The organism is Methylomonas sp. 11b (assembly GCF_000515215.1).
Classification (GTDB): domain Bacteria; phylum Pseudomonadota; class Gammaproteobacteria; order Methylococcales; family Methylomonadaceae; genus Methylomonas.
In genome coordinates, this window is record NZ_KI911557.1 from 1,295,083 (window position 1) to 1,321,301 (window position 26,219).

At 50.8% G+C, this 26,219-nt stretch carries 26 protein-coding genes; 7 read left to right on the forward strand and 19 right to left on the reverse strand.

The genetic code is table 11. From position 1 onward, the window contains the following. Window positions 1-74: 74 nt before the first annotated feature. Entirely contained in the window at window positions 75-1,727 is a 1,653-nt protein-coding gene (locus tag METH11B_RS0105985) for a deoxycytidylate deaminase (protein WP_026601245.1), read from the reverse strand. A 496-nt stretch (window positions 1,728-2,223) separates the two neighbouring features. After that, window positions 2,224-3,405, reverse strand: a complete 1,182-nt coding sequence (locus tag METH11B_RS0105990; RefSeq protein WP_026601246.1) for an NAD(P)/FAD-dependent oxidoreductase — start codon at window positions 3,403-3,405, stop codon at window positions 2,224-2,226. 143 nt (window positions 3,406-3,548) lie between these two features. Here METH11B_RS0105990 and ppdK point away from each other — a divergent pair, with 143 nt between their 5' ends. Then, the gene (gene ppdK / locus METH11B_RS0105995; RefSeq protein WP_026601247.1) at window positions 3,549-6,287 is read left to right on the forward strand and encodes a pyruvate, phosphate dikinase; all 2,739 of its coding nucleotides are present in this window, start codon (window positions 3,549-3,551) and stop codon (window positions 6,285-6,287) included. A 42-nt stretch (window positions 6,288-6,329) separates the two neighbouring features. On the opposite strand, the gene METH11B_RS0106000 is transcribed toward ppdK, so the two are convergent. Further along, window positions 6,330-7,565 (reverse strand): diguanylate cyclase, encoded by a 1,236-nt coding sequence (locus METH11B_RS0106000; RefSeq protein ID WP_026601248.1) that lies wholly within the window; start codon window positions 7,563-7,565, stop codon window positions 6,330-6,332. A gap of 198 nt (window positions 7,566-7,763) precedes the next feature. On the opposite strand from METH11B_RS0106000, the gene METH11B_RS0106005 reads away from it, so the two are divergent. From METH11B_RS0106005 to METH11B_RS0106025, 5 genes are all read left to right on the forward strand, one after another. Further along, entirely contained in the window at window positions 7,764-8,276 is a 513-nt protein-coding gene (locus tag METH11B_RS0106005; RefSeq protein ID WP_026601249.1) for a transcriptional repressor, read from the forward strand. A 194-nt stretch (window positions 8,277-8,470) separates the two neighbouring features. Further along, window positions 8,471-10,426 carry a helix-hairpin-helix domain-containing protein gene (locus METH11B_RS0106010; protein WP_026601250.1) on the forward strand — a complete coding sequence of 652 codons (1,956 nt, stop codon included), beginning with the start codon at window positions 8,471-8,473 and terminating at the stop codon, window positions 10,424-10,426. Continuing rightward, complete coding sequence (thiD, locus tag METH11B_RS0106015) at window positions 10,423-11,208, forward strand: bifunctional hydroxymethylpyrimidine kinase/phosphomethylpyrimidine kinase (RefSeq protein WP_026601251.1); 786 nt, start codon at window positions 10,423-10,425, stop codon at window positions 11,206-11,208. The genes METH11B_RS0106010 and thiD overlap by 4 nt, the downstream gene beginning before the upstream one ends. Beyond that, complete coding sequence (gene thiE, locus METH11B_RS0106020; RefSeq protein ID WP_026601252.1) at window positions 11,205-11,828, forward strand: thiamine phosphate synthase; 624 nt, start codon at window positions 11,205-11,207, stop codon at window positions 11,826-11,828. The genes thiD and thiE overlap by 4 nt, the downstream gene beginning before the upstream one ends. A gap of 5 nt (window positions 11,829-11,833) precedes the next feature. Then, window positions 11,834-12,043 carry a dodecin gene (locus tag METH11B_RS0106025; protein WP_026601253.1) on the forward strand — a complete coding sequence of 70 codons (210 nt, stop codon included), beginning with the start codon at window positions 11,834-11,836 and terminating at the stop codon, window positions 12,041-12,043. A 4-nt stretch (window positions 12,044-12,047) separates the two neighbouring features. Here the strand turns inward: METH11B_RS0106025 and METH11B_RS0106030 are convergent, their stop codons facing one another. The 14 genes from METH11B_RS0106030 to METH11B_RS0106095 all read right to left on the reverse strand — a co-directional run bounded on the left by METH11B_RS0106030 (window position 12,048) and on the right by METH11B_RS0106095 (window position 23,127). Continuing rightward, the gene (locus METH11B_RS0106030; protein WP_026601254.1) at window positions 12,048-13,097 is read right to left on the reverse strand and encodes a hypothetical protein; all 1,050 of its coding nucleotides are present in this window, start codon (window positions 13,095-13,097) and stop codon (window positions 12,048-12,050) included. 89 nt (window positions 13,098-13,186) lie between these two features. Further along, window positions 13,187-14,101, reverse strand: a complete 915-nt coding sequence (locus tag METH11B_RS0106035) for a 1-aminocyclopropane-1-carboxylate deaminase/D-cysteine desulfhydrase (RefSeq protein WP_231499589.1) — start codon at window positions 14,099-14,101, stop codon at window positions 13,187-13,189. Next, entirely contained in the window at window positions 14,098-14,916 is an 819-nt protein-coding gene (gene folP / locus METH11B_RS0106040; protein WP_026601256.1) for a dihydropteroate synthase, read from the reverse strand. The genes METH11B_RS0106035 and folP overlap by 4 nt, the downstream gene beginning before the upstream one ends. 135 nt (window positions 14,917-15,051) lie before the next feature. Next, entirely contained in the window at window positions 15,052-15,270 is a 219-nt protein-coding gene (locus METH11B_RS0106045; RefSeq protein WP_020482391.1) for a Nif11-like leader peptide family natural product precursor, read from the reverse strand. A gap of 219 nt (window positions 15,271-15,489) precedes the next feature. Then, window positions 15,490-15,978, reverse strand: a complete 489-nt coding sequence (locus METH11B_RS0106050; protein WP_026601257.1) for a flavin reductase family protein — start codon at window positions 15,976-15,978, stop codon at window positions 15,490-15,492. Between the two features lie 54 nt (window positions 15,979-16,032). After that, on the reverse strand, window positions 16,033-17,529 hold the full coding sequence (gene lysS / locus METH11B_RS0106055) for a lysine--tRNA ligase (RefSeq protein WP_036276967.1): 1,497 nt from the start codon (window positions 17,527-17,529) through the stop codon (window positions 16,033-16,035). 88 nt (window positions 17,530-17,617) lie between these two features. Then, window positions 17,618-17,986: a DUF5615 family PIN-like protein gene (locus METH11B_RS0106060; RefSeq protein ID WP_026601259.1), complete on the reverse strand. Its 369-nt coding sequence runs from the start codon at window positions 17,984-17,986 to the stop codon at window positions 17,618-17,620. Then, window positions 17,983-18,213: a DUF433 domain-containing protein gene (locus METH11B_RS0106065; RefSeq protein ID WP_020482395.1), complete on the reverse strand. Its 231-nt coding sequence runs from the start codon at window positions 18,211-18,213 to the stop codon at window positions 17,983-17,985. The genes METH11B_RS0106060 and METH11B_RS0106065 overlap by 4 nt, the downstream gene beginning before the upstream one ends. Before the next feature lie 36 nt (window positions 18,214-18,249). Further along, window positions 18,250-19,347: a peptide chain release factor 2 gene (prfB, locus tag METH11B_RS0106070; RefSeq protein WP_026601260.1), complete on the reverse strand. Its 1,098-nt coding sequence runs from the start codon at window positions 19,345-19,347 to the stop codon at window positions 18,250-18,252. 88 nt (window positions 19,348-19,435) lie between these two features. Further along, entirely contained in the window at window positions 19,436-20,224 is a 789-nt protein-coding gene (gene lgt / locus METH11B_RS0106075) for a prolipoprotein diacylglyceryl transferase (RefSeq protein ID WP_026601261.1), read from the reverse strand. 96 nt (window positions 20,225-20,320) lie between these two features. Beyond that, on the reverse strand, window positions 20,321-20,635 hold the full coding sequence (locus METH11B_RS0106080; RefSeq protein ID WP_026601262.1) for a non-heme iron oxygenase ferredoxin subunit: 315 nt from the start codon (window positions 20,633-20,635) through the stop codon (window positions 20,321-20,323). 35 nt (window positions 20,636-20,670) lie between these two features. Next, window positions 20,671-21,441 (reverse strand): class I SAM-dependent methyltransferase, encoded by a 771-nt coding sequence (locus METH11B_RS0106085; protein WP_026601263.1) that lies wholly within the window; start codon window positions 21,439-21,441, stop codon window positions 20,671-20,673. Window positions 21,442-21,451: 10 nt separating this feature from the next. After that, on the reverse strand, window positions 21,452-21,904 hold the full coding sequence (gene sufU, locus METH11B_RS0106090; RefSeq protein WP_020482400.1) for a Fe-S cluster assembly sulfur transfer protein SufU: 453 nt from the start codon (window positions 21,902-21,904) through the stop codon (window positions 21,452-21,454). Next, window positions 21,904-23,127, reverse strand: a complete 1,224-nt coding sequence (locus tag METH11B_RS0106095) for a cysteine desulfurase (protein ID WP_026601264.1) — start codon at window positions 23,125-23,127, stop codon at window positions 21,904-21,906. The genes sufU and METH11B_RS0106095 overlap by 1 nt, the downstream gene beginning before the upstream one ends. A 68-nt stretch (window positions 23,128-23,195) precedes the next feature. On the opposite strand from METH11B_RS0106095, the gene METH11B_RS0106100 reads away from it, so the two are divergent. Further along, entirely contained in the window at window positions 23,196-23,768 is a 573-nt protein-coding gene (locus tag METH11B_RS0106100) for a Uma2 family endonuclease (protein WP_331280402.1), read from the forward strand. Here the strand turns inward: METH11B_RS0106100 and sufD are convergent. Both sufD and sufC read right to left on the reverse strand, forming a co-directional pair. Then, window positions 23,763-25,052 carry a Fe-S cluster assembly protein SufD gene (sufD, locus tag METH11B_RS0106105; RefSeq protein WP_026601266.1) on the reverse strand — a complete coding sequence of 430 codons (1,290 nt, stop codon included), beginning with the start codon at window positions 25,050-25,052 and terminating at the stop codon, window positions 23,763-23,765. The two genes, METH11B_RS0106100 and sufD, sit on opposite strands and share 6 nt — an antisense overlap. Then, the gene (gene sufC / locus METH11B_RS0106110) at window positions 25,049-25,798 is read right to left on the reverse strand and encodes a Fe-S cluster assembly ATPase SufC (RefSeq protein WP_026601267.1); all 750 of its coding nucleotides are present in this window, start codon (window positions 25,796-25,798) and stop codon (window positions 25,049-25,051) included. Before sufC ends, sufD begins: the two co-directional genes overlap by 4 nt. Between the last annotated feature and the right edge of the window lie 421 nt (window positions 25,799-26,219).

Genomic DNA, 26,219 nt, shown 5'->3' on the forward strand with positions numbered 1-26,219 from the left:
TGTCGCCATCGGTGCGCTTCACGCTGTTCAGCACACCCTATGACACTAAGATTCTTTTGAATCCACCGAGCAGATTAATCGCAAACAAGTGTATTTAACTCGTCTTTGTATGCAACTATAGGTGTATATAAATAGTGAAATGCTCTACCAATTGCACCAGAAAACAATATTAAGTTTGGATTATTAGCTCCCCCTTGAAGGATATGACTGGTAGCAATATCAGGATAAGGATCAATGTAGTATATATTTTTTATTCCTAATTGATAAGCCTTTTTTGAGCATAGTACACATGGGCTAGCTGTTGTAAACAGATTTCCCCCTTCAACGCCCATTCCACCATATTTGGAAATCTGAAGAAACGCATTTTCTTCAGCATGAAGTGATCTAGTATTTACTTGATTATTTTTTTCACCTTTAAATTCGTTGTATTCCGATTTAAAACAATAGGAGACGTTTCTACCTTCATTTTCAATCTCAGCATATCTGTCAGATTTTCCCCTGAAAAACTCCAGATATTCATTATTATTTTTTTCAAACTCACTATATGCCAACTGATCTTTACCTTGCAGTAAATTAAATCTATTTCTTAGATTACACGGCACTTGTCCATGAGGTGTATCATTCCACCCAACGGAATGTATGGAAAAATTTGAATCTGTTACCACCGCCCCTACTTGTCTAGAAATGCAACCCGAATTCAATTTCGCCGTATACGCAATTTGCATACATCTCTCAATAGCGGTTGGAGTAATCAACCCCGGGCGTTTCATTAAAGATGCAAACTTAATTACTTGACTGGCAAGCGTTCTAAATTCTGATACCGAATTATTTTCATTTGGGTTGCTTATGTAAAGATCTGATCTTTCAAGACATGATTGTATATCTTGTATAAAATACGACTCTTTATCTTCAAGCTTTCTTCTTACATATTCTTGTTTATCCAATTTATCAACATCAGACTCGTTGTATCCAAGCTTTCTTAGCCGCCGCCTTCTATCTTCATCTGAACATGATACGGCTACCAAATAAAAAGACGCCCACCTTTCCTGGAAATATATTGCCTCAAGTGGATTTCTAATTGCGTCAATAACTAGTAGAGTTTTTCGACCAAACTTTTTGTCTTCATCCCTTATTTTAAGAGCTATATCATTTATCTCACCCGCTAAGGTAAAAAACTTTCCTTCTTGTATACCCTCTTCGATTGGGCTACCCGACATTCTTATATTCGTACCAATAGTTTGGTACATACTTACAAATGAGGTTTCACCTAAAATAGGCCTAATCTGATCTGATAACTCAGGCAACCTGATAGTGTAGAAATCAGACAAGCTAACAGTAGAATCCTTTTCTTGTTTAATTTCTTCTAATTTTTCTCTCAATAAGTCCAATGCTTTATCATCGACTATGCTTTTTCCCTTTAGATATATTATGGCATCATGAATGCCGCAATCGACCAATGTCAATGTTATAATTGACCTTACTTGCAATACTCGGTAGGCCTCCCAATTACTCTCAAAGAACTTCCCTACAATTAATTCTTTTCTTTTTTCATTTGAGGATGGACAGCTACCGCTAAATAGCGAATGTTTAATTTTGCTTTTTTCACTGCTTAAAATTCGTGCCACTGTAGAACATCCACTACCAGTCTGACCGGTCAATCCTAATAAAATGAAATCATCATCTTCTCCATAAATTTTTGAGATCGCGGACTTAAGGTAATTGCTCATTATTTTTCCAATGTTTATTAATATTCTTAAATTGCTCTGATTAATTTGCCCTAGCTAAGGAAAGGCGGTTATATCTACTCAGCCTTTCGTGGCTTTGCAAATGTTAGACGGTTTCGAATTTCGCAGCGGGGTTTTCTCCCGTTATGCCGCGCAGAGCACCGAAGGGTTTGGACGGATCAGCCCGTGAGGGGCGATGCAGGGATGCATCGCGTTTTCCGCAGGGGCTGGGATGCCCCTTCGGAAAACCCCGTTCAAAGCCTTCGGCGCGCAGGATAAAAGCGGCATCCGGGTGGCTTTTTCTTTGGATACTTTCTTTTGGCCAAGCAAAAGAAAGTATCTCGGCTGTCGGTCCGAGAACCGACTTCAAAACAGTCCGTCGCGGCAGCGACACTTCTTATTAACCCAGCCTTTAAATTCCCAATGGCTGTAATTACCGCGAAAACGGGAATCTAGTGTAGCAACTGGGCTCCCGCCTGCACGGGAGAGACGATAGCTATCAAACATACTGCCCCGCACACCACCCCGAAGCCCAAGCCCACTGAAAGTTATACCCCCTCAGCCACCCGGTGACATCCAACACTTCCCCAACAAAATACAGCCCCGGCACTTGCAAACTCTGCATGGTTTTCGAAGAAATTGCATCGCAATCGACGCCGCCGACGGTTACCTCGGCGGTGCGATAGCCTTCGGTGGCATTGGGTTTAATCGTCCAATTGTGCAGACTTTCCACAATGGCATTCAGATCTTTGTCGGCGCAATTGGCGACGGTAATATCTAGCTGCCGCTCGTCCAATAACGCTTGCAACAAGCGTTTCGGCAGGTATTCAGCCAGTAAATTTTGGATTTTTAACTTGCTGCCTTGCCGCCGTTTTTCTTTCAATTCCGCCGACAAATCCATGTCCGGCAATAAGTCCACATGCAGCGCTTCGCCGGGATGCCAATACGAGGAAATTTGCAGGATGGCCGGACCGCTCAGACCGCGATGGGTGAATAAAATGTTTTCTTTGAAAGACTGTTGTTGATTGCTAACCCGACACGGCACCGCGATGCCGGTCAGCGGGGTGAAGCGTTGTGAGTCGTCCGGTTGCAGCGTTAACGGCACCAAGCCTGCCCGGGTCGGCCAGACTTTGATGCCAAATTGTTCAGCGACTTTATAACCAAACGGCGTGGCACCCATTTTCGGTATGGATAGGCCGCCGCTGGCAATTACCAAGGCCGATGCAGAAATCACGCCGTTGCTGGTGTGTAGCAAAAAGTCGCCGTCGCTGCGTTTCTCTAATCGGTCCACCCGACAATTTAACTCCAGCGTCACGCCGGCTTGGCCGCATTCTTTCAACAGCGCATCCAGAATGTCCTTGGCACTGTTATCGCAAAACAATTGCCCGTGCAATCGTTCGTGAAACGGTATTTGGTGGCGCTGTACAAAGCCTAAAAAATTCCATTGCGTAAAGCGGCTAAGCGCAGACTTGCAGAAATGCGGATTATTGGAAATGTAATTTTCCGGCGCTATGCTGTAGTTGGTGAAATTACACCGCCCGCCGCCGGACATCAGAATTTTCTTGCCCGGCTTGTTGGCGTGTTCCACTATTTTCACCCGCCGACCGCGTTTACCTGCTTCGATAGCGCACATTAAACCGGACGCGCCGGCTCCGACGATGATGACATCAAATTTATCCATGGCGCATAACTTGTAATGACTCGAAAAAATAGGTAAAAAGTGGGGTATTCTAACCGCAATACCCGGCATCCCGAGACGCCAACAAGGTACTCAAAGCGTTTCACTCAGCCATCACCCAACTTCAACACTTCGACAAGGCCATAATGACTCCAAAATACAGCTATTCATTCAATACGGGCGACGGCAAAAACAAGGCATTACTGGGCGGCAAAGGCGCAAACCTTTGCGAAATGACACAAATGGGCTTTAACGTGCCACCTGGCTTTGTCATCACCACGCAAACCTGCCTGACCTACCTGGAAAACAAGCAATTACCCAGCGATTTAATGGACGAAGTTCGGCAGCAAATCGCCGACATCGAACGCCTGAGCGGTAAATCGTTTGGCGGCGCCAGCGACCCGCTACTGGTTTCGGTACGTTCCGGCTCGGCCATCTCGATGCCGGGCATGATGGACACCATTCTAAACTTAGGCTTGAACAAGCAAACCCTGGCCGGTTTGATCGAAATGACCGATGACCCGCGCTTTGCCTACGATGCGTATCGGCGTTTCATTCAATTGTTCGGCAAGGTTGCGCTGGGCATCGAAGACGAGAAGTTCGATGTGCATTTCAACAACGTCAAGCGCGCCGCCGGCATCAAAGCGGACGTGGCATTGACCGCCGACCAGCTTCAGGAAATCAGTGAACTGTTCCTGACCGTAGTCCATGAAGAAACCGGCCGGCCGTTTCCGGAAGACGTTTACCAGCAACTAGAAATCGCCATTCGCGCGGTATTCAACTCCTGGCTGGGTAGACGCGCGGTGGATTACCGCCGTGAGTTTCACATCACACCGGACGTTGCCAATGGCACGGCGGTTAATATCGTCACGATGGTGTTTGGGAATATGGGCGACGACTGCGCCACCGGCGTTGGCTTTACCCGCAACCCCGGCACCGGCATCAACGAGATGTACGGCGAATATTTGGTGAATGCGCAAGGCGAAGACGTGGTAGCCGGCATCCGCACCCCTAAGCCGGTGCAGGAAATGGCCAAGGAAATGCCGGAGCAATACCGGCAACTGGTCGAGCTGCGCAATAAGCTGGAAGCGCATTATCACGAGGTACAGGACTACGAATACACCATCGAACGCGGCGTGTTGTATTGCCTGCAAACCCGTAACGGCAAAATGAACGCGACCGCGATGGTCAAAACCTCCATCGACATGGTTTCGGAAGGCCTGATTACTAAGGAACAAGCGTTGCTGCGGATCAACCCCGACATGTTGGAACAATTGCTGCATCCGCAATTGGCCCCCAATCACGAAGTCAAAGCCATTGCCCAAGGCTTACCGGCATCACCCGGCGCTGCCTGCGGCCATTGCGTATTCGACGCCGATACTGCCGTGCGTTTGGGCAAAACCGGCCAAGATTTGATCCTGCTGCGTGAAGAAACCAAGCCAGAAGACATTCATGGCTTTTTCGCCGCGCAAGGCATCTTGACCAGCCGTGGCGGCAAAACCTCGCACGCAGCCGTGGTGGCCCGTGGCATGGGTAAAGCCTGCGTGGCTGGCGCCGAAGATATTAAAGTCGATGTGCGAGCCCGCTTGGCAATTGTTGGCGACATTCATATTAAAGAAGGCGATTTAATCACCATCGACGGCAGCAACGGCAATATCTATTTGGGCCGCATTCCGACTATTCCACCCTCTTTCTCCGAGGAACTAAAAACCTTGCTGGGCTGGGCTGACAGCATTGCTCGCTTGCGGGTGCATGCCAATGTCGATACGCCGGAAACCGCTAGATTGGCCGTCAGTTACGGTGCCAAAGGCGTAGGCTTATGCCGTACCGAACGCATGTTCAATGCCGCCGACCGTTTGCCGCTGGTAGTGGATATGATTCTGGCGCACAACACCGAAGAACGCGAAGCCGCGTTGGCCAAACTGTTCCCAATCCAGCGCGACGACTTCCAACAGCTATTCGAAGCCATGTCGCCGCACCCGGTTACCGTGCGTTTGCTCGATCCGCCGATGCACGAGTTTTTGCCTAACGAGCATCAATTGATCGACGAGCTGGACGCGCTGAAACACTATCTGACTATCGTCAAAGGCCAACGCGTCACGCTGGATACGCTGGCGCATCCGGCGGAAATGCCGGCACCGTTCAATATGCTGAACGAAGACGTGATTTTGGAAGCGATCAGCAAAAAACAAATGATGCTGGACAAAGTATTGGAGCTGTACGAAGTCAACCCAATGCTGGGTCATCGCGGCGTACGATTGGGGATGAGCTATCCGGAAATTTATAAAATGCAAATACGCTCGATTCTGGAAGCGGCGGCGCTTTGCGTGAAACAGCGGATTCCGGTCGAGCCGGAAATCATGGTGCCGCAAGTAATTACCGCGCAGGAATTGAAAACCGTGAAAACCTATGTCGACGAGATTCAAGCCGAAGTGGAAGCGCAATACAAACTCAAGCTCAACTTCAAATTCGGCACGATGATAGAAACGGTGCGGGCTTGTACCCGTGCCGACCGACTGGCAGTGACAGCAGCCTTCTTCTCATTCGGTACCAACGATTTAACCCAGGCCACCTTCTCGTTCTCGCGCGAAGATGCCGAAAACAAATTCCTGCCGCTGTACGAAGAATCCGGATTGCTGGAAGACAATCCGTTCGAAACCTTGGACGTCGAGGGTTTGGGCAAACTGATGAAAATGGCCGTGGAACTGGGTCGTCAGCAACGGCCGGATTTGAAAATCGGCATTTGCGGCGAGCACGGCGGGCATCCGCGTTCGATTAAATTCGTTCACGACCTAGGCTTGAATTACGTATCGTGTTCGGCACCGCGGATTCCGGTCGCTCGCTTGGCGGCAGCTCATGCCAAACTATTGGAAAAGCACTCGTAAATACACAGCATGGCAAGGGCCGGTTAACCCCGGCCCATCAGTTCAAATCCGGCCTTTTCCAACCCGGTTTCTACCGGTGGCCTTGGCATCGTAAAGTGCCTGATCCGCCGCATGTAGCAAACTTTCGAAAGACAGGTCGTCACCCGGTACGATACTGGCAACGCCAAGACTGATAGTCACAAATTCGGAAACTTTAGAAGCCGGATGCGGTAAACGCATATTCTCGACAGCTTTACGCAGAATCTCCGCCAGCACCATGATTTGCTCGGCATCACAGGCCGCGACTACACAAAACTCTTCGCCGCCGTAACGGGCAATCAAATCGCCCGGCCTTCTAAAGAAACGCTTCAAAGCTCTAGCCACTTGCCGCAAGCAATGATCGCCTTCGATATGTCCAAGATTGTCGTTATATAGCTTAAAGAAATCGATGTCTATCATGATCATCGAGATGGGATATTTATGCCGCAAGGCCCGCTTCCATTCCCTTTTTACAAAGGCATCGTAGTAACGACGATTGGGTAGCAACGTCAAAGAATCCAGATAAGCCAGTTGCATGCGGCTTTTGGCCTTATCCAGGCGCTGGCTCAGTCTGGCTTGCGCCAAATATGACAGCAGCAACACGATCAAACCAACGAACGCCACAATCGCATGAGTGATCGTCAGATGCTCCAGGCGCTCGTTCACAAAGGCATCGATACTGGCGCTGGGAATACTGACACTAATGCCGCCGCGAATATCCCCCTCTCTGTAGCCTTGCCGCTGATGGCAAACGAGGCAACTCTGATCGACATGAAGCGGCGCCATATAACGATAAAAAGATTGCCCGTTGATAGTACCGGTACTACTCACGCTTTTTTGACCTTGTTGAAAGGCCAACAACGCTTCAGACTCCCATTGGTCCGGCCGATTTTCCGGGCGAATCGGATTAAAACCGGTGATGTGAAAGGCAATGCCCGAGTCGTCGCTCATTTCAGCGAGTTGCCGAGTCATATAGGCAGGATTGATCAAAGTAAGGCGCTTGCCATCCGTGGTTTCGACATCCCGTTGCGGAACATCCAGGTAAGGATTAGGCTGAGTAGTTTCGGTAATAGGAACGTAAACGCCACCGTGCGACGCATTCCATTTTCTGATCAACACGATGTGATCGAAAAACATCTCGGCCTGCCGCGTGGCAATTTTTTGCGCGTACTGTTTGGTATCCGTTACTTGCTGGTATAGGTTCAGGCTAATCAACAAAATCCATAGCACTGCATAAACCAGGAATGTAATCCTTCTCATTTATTGCCTCAAAAATACTTATAGCCGCTTCGCAAAAGTCTGCCAAGAAACCGCCAAACAACCATACTATGGCGCTCAAGCGCGCGCCTTAAAATTACTCAAACTCTATTTGGTAATCCGATTTGAAATGGGTTGTTTATGCTGGCACTATAACTTACCGCGCCCACAAAATGAATGAACCTAATCACCCTTTGTAAAATGACCGACAAAGCAATCTTCCCGGCACCCGAACATGACCATAACGTATGCATCCACAAGGCGATAAGTGTAGCCGAACAACTTTGCTTAACACGCGGTGTGCAACTGACCCCTATTCGCCACAAGATTTTGGAGCTGATCTGGAACAGTCATAAGGCGGTTAAAGCATACGACTTGCTGGATCAAATCAGGCCGGTAAACGACGCAGCAAAGCCGTCGACGGTCTATCGTGCTTTGGACTTTTTGTTGGAACAAGGCCTGATTCATCGGGTGGAGAGCTTAAACGCATTCGTCGGCTGCCACTGCTCCGGCATCCAACACGATCAACTACTGTTAATCTGCACTGCGTGCCATACGGTGCAGGAACGCGCCGCACCTTCGGTACTCAGCGCGCTGTCCAAAGAGCTTGGCGACGCCGGCTTCGTACCGCAGCGTAAAACCATCGAAATTCATGGCTTATGCAAAACCTGCAACCCCGCCACCAATACTGTGGATGAACAGGCCATTCAATAACCCGATAAATATTGACCTAGATCAACGCTTGTCCGGCAGAAAACTTTATATTAAGCCCATGTCACGCGTTTTCCTACCGTCGACATGATCCTCTTGAAAGATAGATGCTTCGGCGGGCGAGTTCTCTCTCCCGCCTTTTTTTTGCGATATTATCCTCTATAATCGCCGCCCTACCCGACACATCTATCTCCGGCATGCTTACCGACAGTCAAAAAGCCATTCTTTTGCAAACCACCCTCGATCCGAACGCTATTGGTGAGCAACGTTTTTGCGAATTGTGCGAACAAGCGGATCTGCTGAATACCGTCACGGACAACGAATTAGTCGCGTTCCTGGAAATTGCCAACGCCTTGTATCGTGGCGGCGAACCGATTATCAGCGATGCCGATTACGATTTTGTGTATTTGGCTGAACTGAAAAAACGTCAGCCCGAACATCCGCTGCTGCACACTGTTGAGCCGGAACCGGCATTCGCCGGCAAAACCGTCGATCTGCCGACCATCATGCTCTCCACCGACAAAGCCTACAGCCGCGACGAGGTGGAACGCTGGGCCGGCCGCATCGAAAAGGCGGCGTTGGAACTGGATAAAAACTTTGCCGAACTGATTTTTAAAGTCACCCCCAAACTCGATGGCTATGCGGCCTACGACGACGGCCAGATGCTGTATACCCGCGGCGATGGCCGCAAAGGCACAGACATTACTCGCGTATTTGAGCGCGGTTTACAAGTCGCTAACCAAGGCCAACGCGGCCTGGGCGCCGGCGAAATCGTCGTCAGCCGCAGTTATTTCGACGCCAATCTGGCCGAGTTTTTTGACAACGCCCGTAACTTCCAGGCCAGCGTCATCAAGGAAAAAGAACTTGACGAGCACGCCGAACGCGCCATCGCCGATCATGCGGCGGTGTTTTATCCGTTTGCGATCCTGCCCTGCTGGAACGGCGTCTGGCAGGATCTGATCGACAACTTCGAAACCATCATCAAAGACATCTGGCATAAGCTGGATTACGACGTCGACGGCGTGATTCTGGAAATCGTCGACGAGCAGCTCAAACAAGCGATGGGCGCCACCCGCCACCATCACCGCTGGCAACTGGCTTACAAAGAAAATCTGGAAACCGCCGAAGTCACCGTCATTGGCGTCACCCCGCAAACCTCGCGCTCCGGCCGCATCACCCCGGTCGCCGAGCTGGAACCGGTGCGCCTTAGCGGTGCGTTATTATCCAGAGCCACCGCCCATCATTACAAAATGGTATTGGATAAAGGCATAGGCGCCGGCGCGCTGATCCGTTTGGCCCGCTCCGGTGAGGTCATCCCCAAAATCGAGGAAGTGCTACGTCCGGCCGTACCCGCCGTACCCACTGCCTGCCCTAGCTGCGGGCACGAATTGATCTGGGACAACGACTACCTGATCTGTCCGAACAACCTGGAATGCCCGGCGCAAATCAGCAACAGCATGGAACATTTCTTCCGGGTTCTGAAAAACAATGACGGCTTCGGGGCTGCGACCATCAAGAAGCTTTACGAAAACGAAATCCGAAGCGTCGACAAAATCTACGCCTTAACCGCCGCAGAATTCGAAAGCATGGGCTTTGGTCCCAAGCAATCACAAAACCTAGTTGATCAATTAGTCCGTAGCCGCAATGAAGTCATAGAAGACTGGCGCTTCCTATCCGCATTCGGCGTGTTTCGGATGGGCTTGGGCAACTGCGAACGACTGTTGGCGCATTACACCTTGGCGGAGATTTTCAATCTAAGCGAAGCCGACATCGTCGCTATCGAAGGTTTTGCCGAGAAAACCGCAGCGGTCATCACGGAAGGCTTTGCCAAGATCAAACCCTTGTTCGACAGCCTGATGTCACTGGGTTTTAATCTCACCCCGACGCAAAACCAGGCTACCGACAACGCCCATCCGCTAGCCGGCAAAACCTTAGTGTTCACCGGCACCCTGCACACAGGCAGCCGCGACGATTTGAGCAAGCAAGCCAAAGCCAAAGGTGCCAAAGTCGGTAGCTCGGTATCGGCGAAGACCGATTATTTGGTAGCCGGCGATAATGTGGGCGCCAACAAAACCAACGCCGCTCGCGAAAAAGGCGTCGGTGTGATTACCGAGCAGGAATTTCTAAAATTACTGGAAGGAGCAGACGCATGAGCCGCAACCGCCCTGTCGTACTGTGTTTTTCCGGCCACGATCCTAGCGGGGGCGCCGGCGTGCAAGCCGATATCGAAGCCATCATCGGCCATCAATGTCACGCAACGAGCATCATCACCGCCTTAACCGAACAAGACAGCCGCAACGTCAAAAAGCTGATTCCACAACAGCCCGCAGATATTGTCAGTCAAGCGCAAACGCTGTTGGCCGATTTTCAAGTCTCCGCCTTTAAAATCGGCCTGATCGGCGATGCCGGCGTTGCTGAAGTGATTGCGCAAATTTTGCGGGAACATCCGGCCATACCGGTGGTACTGGACCCAGTGCTGGCGGCGGGCGGCGGCACTGAACTGGCCGGCGAGCAATTGATTGACGTGATAGTCGAGCAGCTGCTGCCATTGACCACCTTATTAACCCCCAACAGCGAAGAAGCCCGCCGCCTGTCAGGGCAAGCCGATCTAGCCGACTGCGGTCGCGTCTTGCATAGGAAGGGTGCCGAATACGTGCTGATCACCGGCACCCACGAAAGCTCCGAGCTGGTACACAACCGCTTATACATGCCCGATGATCTGCATGAAACCTTTAACTGGGAACGCTTGCCGCACAGCTATCATGGCTCGGGCTGCACGCTGGCCAGCGCCTGCGCCGCGCTGCTGGCGCAAGGCCTGGACGTGTTTACCGCTGTCAGCGAAGCCCAGGAATTTACCTGGCAGTCGCTGGCCGCCGCCTATCGTCCCGGTCAAGGTCAATACAATCCGGATCGGCTATTTTGGGTGGAAGCATGAAATTTCCGCGCCACGGTCTGTACGCCATCACCCAACCGGAAAACAAAACTATTGCCCAAGTGGTGAAAGACGTAAAGGCTGCCTTGCGCGGCGGCGCAACAGTGATTCAATACCGCGATAAAAATCCGCTGGACGCGCCGCAACTAGCGAGTCGTTTGTTGGAAGTTTGCCATGCCTACGATGCTCCGCTGTTAATCAACGATAGTATCGAACTGGCATTGGCGGTCGGTGCCGACGGCGTTCATCTGGGCCGCGACGACGGCGATATTTCCGAAGCAAGGCGTGTGCTGGGCCCGAACGCCATCATTGGTGTATCGTGTTATAACGACGTGGCAAAAGCGCAGAGCGTGGCCGCAGCCGGCGCGGATTACGTCGCATTCGGCCGCTTCTTCCCGTCCGGATCGAAACCGTTGGCCGCACCCGCCGAGATTGTCAGTCTGCAACGCGCCAAACAATCGATAGATGTGCCCATAGTCGCTATCGGCGGGATTCTGCCGGAAAACGGTGGACAGTTGTTGGCAGCGGGCGCAGACTTATTAGCTGTAATAGGCGGCATATTCGACCATGAACCGGAAAGCGCTGCGCGTGCCTACCAAGCCTTATTCAACCAACCGGAGTAAATCTGATGCCAGAACATGTTTATCAAAAAATCGAACTGACCGGCTCATCCAGCCTCGGCATTCAGCAAGCCATCGAGAACGCTGTCGCCAAAGCAGGTGAAACTATCCAAACAATGCGTTGGTTTGAAGTAGTGGAAACCCGCGGTCATATCGACAATAGCAAGGTCGCCCATTGGCAAGTCACCATTAAAGTTGGGTATACATTGCCGAATTAAGCCATTAGACGCCGCTAAAGCGGATATAGCGCCTTAGCGGCGAGCCTGCCGCCCACACAAAGGCCTCGGTGTAATAATGCATCAGCGCCAAATACCCCAAAAAACCCAAGGTGACGGCTTTGTAAATTTGCGTCGAAAACAGGGTTTGCAGCAATAGATTGACCAAATCATCGCCATAAGCTTGCAACAGATAGGTCAAAACAAACGATAACAACGGCAATACCAGCCAAATCGGTAATCGAATCGCCGTTGCCGCCCGGAACAAGTTGTTCTGCGGCTGTTCGCCGTGACGATTCACATCGTGAGTGACGTAGAAACTGTAAGCGGTAATATCGTGCACCAAGCGCGGCATCAAGATCGCCAGAAAATAATACTGCTGGCTGTAAACATACCAACTGCTGGCGACCAGCACAGTGTTGGCCCATAGAAAATAAAGCCCAAACCGGCTGGGTACATAACGTTGACACGCCAAGGTGCTAATCAACAATCCCACGGTCAGAACGCTAGCAACCTGCAATACCAGCGTCGCTTGCGCCGGCTCCAGGCTATTTTTTAGAAATATCCCCATATAAATAAAAATCCCGGCGCTGACGCTGAGCCACAATTGCAGATAAAACGCCCAACTCGGCAAGCGACATACTGCTTTGGCGATACCGTGCTGCTGCTTCAAGACGTGATACACCGTCCAGCAGGCGGTAATGATGTAAAGCGTGCGGTAAGGAATAAACAAACTGCCGATGCCGAAAAAAACCATGATGAACAAGGTCATGGCGATTAATTTGCTTTTAAAGGCTTGCAGATAGTCTTGGTGGCTAACCAACAATAGATTGCTGGCGATAATATGCGGGGTACCGAACAAAATTTGAAACAGCAAAAAATGCGTTGGGCTACTGGGCAGCACATTGCGTAGCGCGAAATTAAAGCCGAATTTGTCTAACCAAAGCACCACTAAACACAGCGGCACAATGGCATACAAACTCAGTAAAAAGCGGAAAGACACCGCCAGTTTATTGCTACTTTTTTGCTCGGGGAATGAAATGATCTGCGCAACCACGGTGCCACCTTTTTATTATTTTTAGGCAGCGGCTATTATCACCATTTTGAGTAATGACTCAATATCTATCTGATTTTTAACCGGGAATACTACTTGCGCTTGCCTTGCAAACCGCCGGTGTGGATTGCTACTATCCGCTGCCCGGCGGGGAAATAGTCCCGCCGGATTAAATCGTAGAGCGCAAACAGCAATTTTCCGGTGTAGATTGGCTCCAATTCGATGCCGTGCCGCTGCTGAAAATCCTGCATAAACGCCAGCAAGGTCGGCGTTGTTTTGGCGAAACCGCCGAAATGGTAATCCACTAGAATTCGCCGGTCTGCGTGACTGGACATTCCCTGCATTTCCAGTAATTGCTCAACATCGTTAATTAGAAAGTCGCCACCCTTCATCGCGGCTACGCCGATAGCGTGTTGAGCTAACGGCGAGGCCAGCAAGCCTGCTAGAGTGGTGCCGGTACCGCATGCTACGGCCAGTATGTCGAAATCGATTTCGATTTCATCGACCAGCTCGGCAACGCCTTGCAAAGCCAAGTATGTGGCTCCACCTTCCGGCAACCAATATTGGCCGGGCTGGAGTTCCGGTAAACTGTCGTGGCCTTGATAGCCACGCAACTGACGATAGTGGCTACGTGACACAAAACGCAGCTCCATGCCCCAGTCAAGCAGATCATGCAGCGTAGCGTTGAGTTGCGCGGGCCGCTCGCCACGAATATAGCCTATGGTTTTCAATCCCAAAGCTTTACCGCTAAAAGCCAGGGCATGTAGGTGATTCGAATAGGCTCCGCCCATGCTGACGATGCAATCGGCGCCAGCATATAAGGCATGATTGAGGGTATATTTGAGTTTGCGCCATTTATTGCCGGAGATAATCGGATGCAGCAAGTCGTCGCGCTTGATCCACAATTCCAACTGCCGGTCTGCTAATTCCGGGTCGTTAATCTTGGTCAGCGGCGCTGCGGCCAAACTGCGCTGCAAAGCCTGCAGACGCGGATGTAGATCGGTCACTGCGCCTGCTTGATAGCCCACGCCACATCCGCAGCCTGACGATTGGCTTTGACATCATGCACCCGAAACATCTGCACCCCCGCCATCACGCCCAACGCAGTGGTTACCGCCGTCGCAGTGACTAATTCGGCAGGTTCGCTGACATTGCAGATACTGCCCATGAAACGCTTGCGGCTGGTGCCCAGCAACACCGGGTAACCCAAATCGACAAAACTGCGCAAATGCGCCAAAAGATCGATATTGTCTTGCTTACCTTTGCCAAAACCAATGCCGGGATCTATAGCGATATTTTCTGCCAATACTCCAGCCGCCAACGCTTCGGCGATACGCTGTTGCAACACGGCGGTCACATCGGCTAGTACATCGTCGTAATACGGCTGGTCCTGCATGGTTTTCGGCGTACCCTGCATATGCATGAGGATTATGGGGACTTGGGCTGTTGCTGCATAAGCCAACATATTGGGATCACCTTGACCGGCCGAGACGTCGTTGATAATACTCGCCCCCGCCACCACCGCTGCTGAAGCAACCTGGCTTAATGTGGTATCTATACTGATTTGCACTTGAGGATAGCTCGCACGGATCGCAGTAATCACCGGCACCACCCGGCGAATTTGCTCGTCCGCGGCAACAGGATCGGAACCAGGCCGAGTCGACTCGCCGCCAACATCGATAATGTCGGCACCCTCGGCTATCATTTTTTCAGCTTGGGCTATGGCTGCAGCCACGCCGGTAAATTTACCGCCATCGGAAAAACTATCGGGAGTGACGTTGAGTATCCCCATCAGTTGGGGACTATTGACAGCATTGAACATATTTGAAAACTCCTCGATAGCAGCAAACGCCTAGTTTACCGTTGTCGAGTCGTTTTTAGAATTTACCGGCTATCGTTTTACGCTATGCCGATAGCAGGCTGCCATCCCACCGGGCGGCGGGATGGCGCTCAATCGTTAAACTCTTAGTAGCGCTTTAGCCAGTTTTTCTGAAAGCTGCTCTTCAACAAATTGTGGTTCGTTGGGTGGATACAGTTCGTCTTCTTCGATTTCGAACCCGCTTTCCTTAGCCAATAACAGCATTTCCTTAATTTTGACGCAGGCTTTCAGTTTTTCTTTCAGCCCCTCATCGCCTTTGGCTTTTTCAGAAAATTCTTTGATGACCTTAATTGACATTGATAACTCCGTGATAACTCTGAAGGTTGGATAAAACTCAAAGTTATCTAAGCAAAATAACGGCCAGTTTTTTTAAAAGCCGTTATTTCGTTTGCAGTTCAAGGTATTACCAAAAAAGTGTCGCCAAAAACGACAGCTATTCACCTACAATTTATGCGGCATTTGTAGCAAATACAACAATTGTCGGAGCGTATAGACGTAGCCAACGACAGTAAATCTTTAGCCTTGTATAGCAACCGTGCGATACGCAGAATGGTAATACAGTAATGGATCCCCTTCCCGGCAAACCACACTATCGACTTCACCAATAATCACCCAGTGGCTACCGGCCTGAACTTGCTGCACTACCCGGCACTCCAGTACCGCCAGGGCTTCGCTCAAAATCGGCGCACCGTTGTCACCCGCTTGCCAGGCGATACTGGCAAAGCGCTGTTCTTGGGTGGTACTGCCGGCAAATTGATTGGAAACGTCTTCTTGTGCACTATTCAGAATGTTCACTGCAAAGCGGCGGCTTTCCAGCAAGGCAGCGCCGGTATCAGTCGCTTGATTCAGACAGACCAGAATTTGCGGCGGATCCAGGGACACGCTGCTAAACGCGGTCGCGGTCATGCCTCTAGGCTGATTGTCACGCCCCTGAGTCGTAACCACCGTCACACCGCTCGCCCATAATTTAAGGGCATTTTTAAATTCTTTGGCTTCAACGCTCATAATTTTCTCTTAGATCCAATAGCGATAATACGGAATAGACGTCTGAATGCGCGATCAGTTTTTGGGACGCATATGCGGAAACAGCAGTACGTCGCGAATGCTCGGTGAGTTGGTGAACAGCATTACCAAACGGTCGATACCGATGCCCTCGCCCGCTGTTGGCGGCATACCGTGTTCCAGCGCGGTTATGTAGTCGGCATCGAAATGCATGGCCTCGTTGTCACCGGCTTCTTTTTCTTCAACTTGTTTCTGAAAGCGTTCGGCTTGATCCTCGGCGTCGTTCAACTCGGTAAAGCCGTTGGCTATTTCACGGCCGCCGACGAAAAACTCAAAGCGATCAGTCACATGCGGATCGTTGTCATTACGGCGTGCCAATGGCGAGACTTCGACCGGGTAAGCGGTAATGAAAGTCGGATTCATCAGACGACTCTCGACGGTTTTCTCGAAAATTTCGATCTGTACTTTGCCCAGACCGTAGCTAGCCTTGACCGGAATTTTCAGACTCTCGGCAACTTTTACGGCGGATTCACGCGTTGTCAAATCCGCCAGCGTTAATTCCGGATTGAAATGCAGGATAGACTCTAATACTGTCATTCGCACAAACGGCTTACCAAAATCGTACTGATCGCCTTGATACTCGATCACCGAGCTACCCACCACATCTTCGGCTATGCCTTTTAACATCGCTTCGGTCAAATCCATCAAATCACCGTATTCGGCGTAGGCTTGGTAGAACTCCATCATCGTGAATTCGGGGTTATGCCGGGTGGACAAACCTTCATTGCGGAAATTGCGGTTGATCTCGAACACTCGCTCGAAACCGCCCACCACCAGCCGCTTTAGATATAGCTCTGGCGCGATACGAAGATAAAGCTCCATATCTAGCGCGTTATGGAAGGTAGTAAACGGACGAGCGGTCGCGCCACCGGGGATGACTTGCATCATCGGTGTTTCCACTTCCAGGAAGTCACGCGCAATCAGAAACTCGCGAATGTAATTAACAATCTTGGAGCGCATCAAAAAGGTCTTGCGCGTCTCGTCGCTCATGATCAAGTCCAAATAGCGCTGGCGATATTTGATTTCTTGATCGGCGATGCCGTGGAATTTTTCCGGCAAGGGCCGCAAGGCTTTGGTTAGCAAACGAATATCGTCCAGTCTGACGCTCAACTCACCGACCTTGGTTTTAAACAAGGTGCCCTCGGCACCAACGATATCGCCAATGTCCCATTTTTTAAACTGGTCGTTGTATACGCCTTCAGGCAGATTATCGCGGGCCACGTAAACTTGAATTTGCCCGGACATATCCTGCAAATGACAGAAGCTGGCCTTGCCCATGATCCGCCGCGTCATCATCCGTCCGGCAATCTTCACCCGAATCGGCTCGGCCAACAGTTCTTCTTCGGTTTTGTCGCCGTATTCGGCTAGCAATTCACCGGCTACTACATTCCGACGGAAATCAGTCGGGAATGCGATGCCTTCTTCACGCAAGGCGTTAAGTTTTTCGCGGCGTTGTTTGATCTGTTCTTGTTCGTCGTGTTCGAGTTCTGACATTTTGGTAATCGATAAAATCAAATATGGATCGGGTTTATGGAATTCAAGTTGATGATGGGCCTTGCCGAAAATCAATTAACGATACTAACTATCTCGCTAATGGCAACAAACGTACCCTCTCGCGCAGTTCATCGGCAACGATCAGCGCCCCGTCGCTTAGCTCTCCTTCAAAGCGACGCAATAGGCCAATTGCTCGCAATCCGAGAACATTAGGTGAAACATCATGCGTACGTATTTGAAAAACGCTGGGGGATTCAGCATTGGTCAAGGCCAGTAAAGTGCCAAAATCGAGATCGTGTGTAAAAACGATAGCATTCTGAGAACGCGCCCAGTCAAATAATTCCGTGTCTAAAGCATCAACTGCTCCCACTTCAATCCAGTGCACGGCGTCGAAACCAGCCTCCACCAGCAGTGGCACCCAAGCTGGCGAAAGATTCATATCTAATAAAACCTTCATGCCGCCACAAGCGGCAACTCAACTTCTTCTGATCGCCAAGCAGCATAACGTAAAGCTTCGGTTATATCTTCCGCTTCTAAATACGGGTATAGATCGAGGACATCTTTAAAGGTATAACCGCTGGCTATCAGACCGACAATAGTACCGGCAGTAACTCGAAGCCCCCGCAAGCAAGGTTTTCCACCCATGACAGCCGGGTTGAAGGTGATACGATCAAAATTTTTCATGTCGACCTCACAGTCTCTTTCTCATACGCGGGTAATTTACAGCCCACTCTTCAAACTAGCCTCGATAAACTGATCCAGCGCCCCGTCCAAAACGGCCTGAGTATTGCCGGTTTCGACGTTAGTACGCAGATCTTTGATACGGGATTGATCTAACACGTAGGAACGAATCTGGCTGCCCCAACCGATGTCGGATTTAGAGTCTTCAATCGCTTGCAAACCTTCGCTGCGTTTCAGCATTTCCATCTCATACAGCTTTGCTTTCAACTGCTTCATGGCGGTGTCTTTGTTCTTATGCTGCGAACGGTCGCTTTGGCATTGGGTGACTATGCCGCTGGGACCATGCGTAATCCGCACCGCCGATTCCGTTCTATTGACGTGCTGACCGCCGGCGCCGCTGGCCCGGTATACGTCGATGCGCAAATCGGCTGGGTTGATGTCCACTTCGATGTCATCGTCAATTTCCGGCGACACGAAGACCGAGGCAAATGAGGTATGCCGGCGGTTGCCGGAATCAAACGGCGATTTTCTGACCAAACGATGCACGCCGGTTTCGGTTCGCAACCAACCAAAGGCATACGGGCCTTCAAATTTGATCGTAGCGCTTTTGATGCCTGCCACATCGCCCGGCGATTCTTCGATTAATTCGGTTTTAAAACCTTTCGCCTCGCCCCAACGCAAATACATGCGTTCGATCATCGATGCCCAATCCTGTGCTTCAGTACCGCCTGAGCCGGATTGAACGTCCAGGAAGGCATTGTTGGCGTCCATCTCGCCGGAGAACATCCGTTGAAACTCCAAAGCCGCTACTTTCTTTTCGTACTCTTCAAGATCGGCGGCCACGGTATCGACGGTCTCCTCGTCTTCTTCTTCCACCGCCATTAAAAGCAACTCCTCGGCGTCGGATAGACCTTGTTCCAATTCCAGGATGGTGTTGACGATACCTTCCAGCATGGCCCGCTCCTTACCCATGGCTTGCGCTTGCTCCGGTTTATTCCAGATAGCCGGATCTTCCAACTCGCGCAGCACTTCCACCAGACGCTCGCTTTTGTTCTCAAAATCAAGATAGACTTTCAGGCCGGCGCTCCGTTCACGGAGGTCGGCTATCTTGTATTTAATCGGATTAATTTCTTGCATGAACCTCAAAACCCAAGCCAATACCCACACGGGGCACGAGACGCCGACCTATGCCCGGCGCATTCAAAAAACTGTGGATTATAAACGATTACGCCACTGGGTTGGGCTGACGGTTTTTTAACGACCAAACGATGCAGCCAATGCCCGCCAACACAAACGGCACGCTAAGCAATTGGCCGGTAGTAAACATCACACCCGTATCGTACATGGCTTGCTCGGTTTTGAAGTATTCCAGGAAAAAGCGCACAGTGAACAGCATGCTGATGAAACAACCGAACACGAACCCTGGCTTATCAGCCTGCTTTTTGTAAATCGCCAGCGAAATCAGATAAATCATCAGGTAACAAACCGCTTCATAAAGCTGCACTGGATGCCTAGGCAACGGATTGATCCGCGAAAACACCACGCCCCACGGCAAATCCGTAGGAATACCTAGAATCTCCGAATTAAAGAAATTACCGATGCGGATTAGTGCGCCGGCCAAGGCGGTGGGAATACTGACTCTATCCAACAACCAAAAATAACTGTCGCCGTATTTGCGCCGATACAAATACAAGGCCAGGATGATACCCAGTGTGGCGCCGTGACTTGCTAATCCACCTTCCCAGACTGCCAGAATCTTTAAGGGGTGCGATAAATAGTAGGCGGGATCGTAAAGCAGGGTATGCCCTAGACGCGCACCGACGATGGTCGCGATCACCATATACCAAAGCAGCGTATCAAGCTCTTCGATATTTTTGCCTTCGCGCTGATAAATCCATTGCATGGTCAAAAAACTGCCGACAAAGCCGGATGCGAACATCAAGCCGTACCAGCGAATTTTCAGAAAGCCGAAATCGACAAGAATGGGGTCAATATTCCAGATGAAGTGTTCCATGATTATGCGGGGAAGTGAGTACGGTTTAAGCAAATGACCGGCGATTCTAACGCCGACTGGGATTTTTCGCCGTTTATCTTTCGCTGGTCACGCAGGTTAATTTGGGTCGGCTACTTGAATTCTGCCGTCGACGATCCGTACCGGAAAGGTGGCAACATCTTCATAAGCCGGCGCGCATTTGACGGCGCCAGTTTTAACGCAAAACCGCGCCCCGTGACGCGGACAGACAATTTCATCGCCATCCAGCTCGCCGCTAGCGATTTCAGCACCATCATGGGTGCACACGTCTTCAATCGCGTAAAATTGATCATCGATTTTAAAAATTGCCACATCGGTACCGTCGACATCAACCAACACATGTTCGCCATTTGCCAGCGCCGATTCAGCTACCACATCAATCCAATCGCTCATGCTTGCCTCGTTTGGGTTTAAGTTTTACTGCCAATTCATTTCAGATAAACGTCGTATCGGAGCAATTTGCCCTGATAGCTTTCGCTGGGTTTGCCGCCTAAGGGTTCCGCGTAATCGGGACTTTTCACCACCACGCGCTTAGCGGTCGCCTGCCAGGCGGCAGCGAATAAGTCCGCCCTGTCCAGGTCATCACCTAAAATATCCCGCAGTATCGCCATCGATTTTCGCGTCGCAGCGGTTTGTTTACGCTTAGTAGGAAACATCGGGTCCAGATAAATACAATCCGGTGCTTCCGATAAACCGCCCAGTAATTCGATGGCGTTACCGACCATCAGCGTGGGCGCTTGCAATTGACGATTCTTCATCCAGTCTTTTTGCGCCAGACGCTGAAAACCATCCTTGATCAACTCGGCCATAATCGGCGAGCGCTCAATGCACTGCACTTCATAACCCATGCGAAACAAGGCCAAGCTGTCCTGTGCCCATCCCGTTGTGGCGTCGATAATGGTTTTGGTTTTCTTGCCAACGGCCTGCGCCAACAAATCTTTTTTGGGGGCTGGATAGGAATGTTGCTCGCCGGGACGCGGATCGATTTCGACTATCAAGCCGCCTTTTTTCAAGGTTTGCTTATCCAGCAGTTTTAGGCAGCCGTCACGATAACAAAGAAAACACCCTTGCAGGAATTCGGTAGGTAGCTCTGACAAAGCCAGCAAGGGCCAAGCCAAGCGCTCGGATAACGCCTGACTGGCGGATAACACCGAGTCATCGGCATAGACCACCGCCCCCTTGTCCGAGAACACCACCACGAGCGATAAATTACTCGGTGGAAATTGACTGGGCTTCGTTTTTCAAAGCAGCATCTAAGGTATGCCAAGCCAGCGTGGCGCATTTCACCCGGGCCGGATATTCGCGCACCCCAGCCAACACGGCCAGTTTGCCGATGGCTTCTAGGTTAATATCTTCAGTTTTACCCGTCGTCATTTCATGAAACTGCTTGAACAAAGTGTCGGCCTCGGTTTCAGTTTTACCTTTGACGATTTCAGTCATTAATGACACGGAAGCCGTGGAAATCGCGCAACCGGAGCCTTGGAAACTGGCGTCGCTAATCACGTGATCGTCAATTTTCAAAAACAGCGTCAGCCTATCGCCGCACAAAGGATTGAAACCTTCCACTTGGCGATTGGCATTTTCCATCACCCGAAAATTACGGGGATTACGGTTGTGGTCGAATATGACCTCTTGGTATAGATCGCGTAAATCTTCAAACATTAGCCAAACACCTCTATTAAGGATTTGATGCCTTGCATCAACACATCGATTTCTTGACGGGTATTGTACATGGCAAACGAAGCCCGCGCCGTGGCGGGTACGCCGTAAAAGTCCATCACCGGCATGGCGCAGTGGTGACCGGCGCGAATTGCGATGCCCAAACTGTCCAGCATGGTGCCGATGTCGTGCGGATGAATCCGATCCAGGGTAAACGACAAGATGCCACCCTTGTGCGCCGCCTGTCCTATGATGTTCAGGCCTTTAATCTGCTCGGCTTGCTGAGTAGCGTAATCCAACAACTCTGCTTCGTAAGCGGCGACCTTATCCATGCCAATGGCATTGATGTAATCAATCGCCGCGCCCAAGCCAATGATTTCGGCAATGGCCGGGGTGCCCGCTTCGAATTTATGCGGCAGGCCGGCGTACTCGGTTTTTTCAAAAGTCACCTGCCGAATCATGTCACCTCCACCCTGATAAGGCGGCATAGCTTCCAGCAAAGCTTGCTTTCCATACAGCACACCGGTGCCGGACGGTCCATAAAGTTTGTGCCCGGAAAACACATAAAAGTCGCAATCCAAGGCTTGTACATCCACCGCCATATGCGGAATCGCTTGCGCGCCGTCCAGCAACACCGGAATGCCTTTAGCGTGGGCGGCAGCTATAATTTTTTCCACCGGATTGATCGTACCCAAGGCGTTGGACATCTGAGTGATAGCGACCAATTTGGTTTTGGCGTTCAACAATTGCTCAAACTCGTCGAACAGCAACTCGCCTTGCTGATTCATAGGCGCTACCTTCAATACCGCCCCCATCTGCTGGCAAAGCATTTGCCAAGGCACGATATTGGCGTGATGCTCCATCGCGCTAATCACGATTTCATCGCCGGCTTGCAGTTGCGATTTGCCGTAACTCTGCGCGACCAGGTTTATCGCCTCGGTCGCACCGCGCACGAAGATAATCTCTTTGGTGCTGGCAGCATTGATAAACGCTCTAACCTTTTCCCGCGCGCCTTCAAACTTGTCCGTAGCCCGCACGCTTAAAGTGTGCACACCACGATGGATGTTGGCGTATTCGTGGCTATAGGTGTACACGATACTGTCGATCACCGCTTGCGGCTTCTGGCAACTGGCGGCGTTATCCAAATAAACCAAAGGCTTGTTACGGATGGTTTCGCCGAGGATAGGGAAATCGGCGCGGATTTGTTTTACTGGAAATATGCTCATCGCTAACTGTTTGGTTTAATTGATTTCGTCTTTAGTAAACACTAGAATCGAGATAGTCGATTCGATAAATGGATAAAACTATGGTCGCTGTCTTTCCGCAAAAACACCTTACCGACATCGCCGAGTGGCACCGCATGGGGGAAGCCGGGATTTTCCCGCCGGAAACCCGTATGGAACTCATCGAAGGAGAAATCTTACACATGGCGCCGATAGGATTTAATCATGCAGGACATGTTACCCGGTTAACTCGTTACTTCTTCCGTTTGTTGGATGACACCGTTTCGATTCGGTCTCAAAACCCCATCCAACTTGGCGATCTATCCGAACCCGAACCTGATTTAGTCTTGGTAAAGCCTGATACCGACGACTACACGACTCGCCATCCCGCAGCCTCGGACGTGCTGCTGTTGGTCGAAGTCTCCGACAGCACCCTGCGCTTCGACCGTACCCAAAAACTGCGCCTCTACGCCGGTCACAACATCCCGGAATACTGGATCGTTAACCTGATCGACCACTGCCTAGAGGTTTATCGACAACCGCAGGACGGCGACTATCTGGATAAATCCGTAGTGACAAAAGCCGATAGCATCAATCTCGTGGCTTTACCGGCGCTTCAAGTCTCTATCGCTTCGATCTTATAAACTGATCGCCGGAAACCGCTCCAACAACTCTTTCAACAGCAAGGCTTTTAATTCGGCGTTCTCAACCTTATCCACCATCTCATTGGCAAACGCAAAGGTCAGAATGTTTCTGGCCGCCTCTTCATCCAGCCCTCGTGATTGCAGATAAAACACCGATTTTTCTTCCAACTGCCCTACCGTCACTCCGTGCGAACACTTTACGTCGTCGGCATAAATCTCCAACTGCGGCTTGGTGTCTACTTCCGCGTCCGCCGATAACAGTAGGTTGCGATTATTCATTTCCGAATCGGTCTGCTGGGCATCCTCCGCCACGACCACCCGACCTTGAAACACCCCGCGCGCCTTGTTATCCAATACGCCTTTGTAAAACTCGCGACTAATACCGTGCGGCTTTAGATGGTTGATGCGGGTGTGATTATCGATATGTTGGCGTTTATTGGCCACGAACAAACCGTTCAAAGAACATTCCGCTGCGGTATCCAAATCGCTATGAATATCGCTGCGCGCTAAACCGCTACCCAAAGCAAAATTATGATGATTAAAGCGGCTATCTCGGGCCTGCTTAACGTAAGTGCCACCAAAATGCTGGGCTTTTTCGCTTTCAAGCTGGACTTTGTAAAGCGTCAAACCGGCATTGTTGCCCAACAGGCATTCACTGACGGAGGCGGTGAAATAGCTATCGACGCTGCCGACATAGGTTTCGATAATTTCCGCTTCGGCTTGCTCATTCAGGACAAACAAATTCCGTGTTGCTGCCAGCGCATCGGCTTGGGTAACCACGTGCAGAATCTGCAGAGGCTTTTCCAATTGCTGCTTAGGCCCCACTTCGATCACCACACCGTCGGCGAACCAGGCATTATTGAACGCCACTAGATTATGTTCAGTGCTAGTGACGGCTTGACCCAATCGGCTTTCCAACCATGCCGGACGGTCTTGCAAAGCCTGTTTAAGACTGGAAACAGACACTTTGTCTGACAAGTCTTGCAGGCGCGACAAGGACTCGGAAAACTGACCGTTGACCACTACCACAGTCGCTGTGTCATCCAATCGGTACTGATTCAACCAGTCTTCATCGACTGTCTGGCTGGCGCTGGGAGCAAACAGGGTTTTATTCAGCGCCGACAAATTGGTGTAACGCCACTCTTCCTCTCGATTGCCAGGAAAGCCGCTGACGCCAAAAGCCTGCAAGGCCTCTTTTCTAAAGCCTTGCAGCCAAGGCAAATCCAGCCCCGGCAAGCTCGCCGCCAAGCGGGAATATTCCGTTAAATACGCTGCGCCGCTCATGCCGCTTGCCCTTCCAGCCAGCTATAACCGCGTTCTTCCAACTCCAGCGCCAGTTCCGGCCCACCGGATTTAACAATCTTGCCGTCGGCCAACACATGCACCACGTCGGGCTTGATGTAGTCCAGCAGACGTTGGTAATGGGTGATCATCAAGAATGAACGCTCGGGGTTACGCAAGGAGTTCACGCCTTCGGAGACGATACGCAGCGCGTCGATATCCAAACCGGAATCGGTTTCGTCGAGGATGCAAAGCTTGGGCTCCAATATGGCCGCCTGCAAAATCTCGTTACGTTTCTTCTCCCCGCCGGAAAAGCCTTCGTTAACCGCTCGGTATAAGAATTTTTCGTCCATCTGCAGCAGCTTGACCTTACTTTTCACAATGGTCAGAAAATCCATCGCATCCACTTCCGGCAAACCCTGATGTTTGCGCATGGCATTCAGCGCCGCTTTCAACAAATAGATATTGCTGACACCGGGAATTTCCACCGGGTATTGAAAGGCCAGAAACACCCCTTCACGGGCGCGGATTTCCGGAGCCAATTCCAAGAGGTCTTTACCGTTATAGGTCACACTACCTTCAGTGACCGTGTAACCGGCTTTACCAGACAACACATGCGACAAGGTGCTCTTGCCGGCGCCGTTAGGGCCCATGATGGCGTGAACTTCACCTGGGTTTATGTCCAGGGTTAGGCCTTTTAGTATGGGTTTGTCGTTGATGGTTACGTGGAGATTTTTTATGCTGAGCATACGTATGGTCACCTAAGTTTTTTTAAATAATTCCGAACCTAATCTTTCCCACGCTCCGGCGTGGGAACGCAGCTTTTGACGCTCCAGCGTCATCATTAGCCTAGCTAGGTTGAATAACCCAGCATTTAAATCTTTGTTATGTGTCGCTATCGCGACGGATTGTTTTGACGTCGGGTCTCGGCCCGACAGCCGAGATACTTTTCTTTGCTTGTCCAAAGAAAAGTATCCAAAAGAAAAGACACCCGGACGCCGCTTGTTTCCTGCGCTCCGAAGCTTCTGAACGGGGTTGCCGAAAGGGGCTTCCTGCCCCTTCGACAACGTGCGGCATCCCTGCCGCACCCCTACGGGCTATTCCGTTCAAAAGCTCCGGTGCTCGGCGCGGCATACGGGGCCAAAACCATCCGCCGCCGAAAGCTATCCA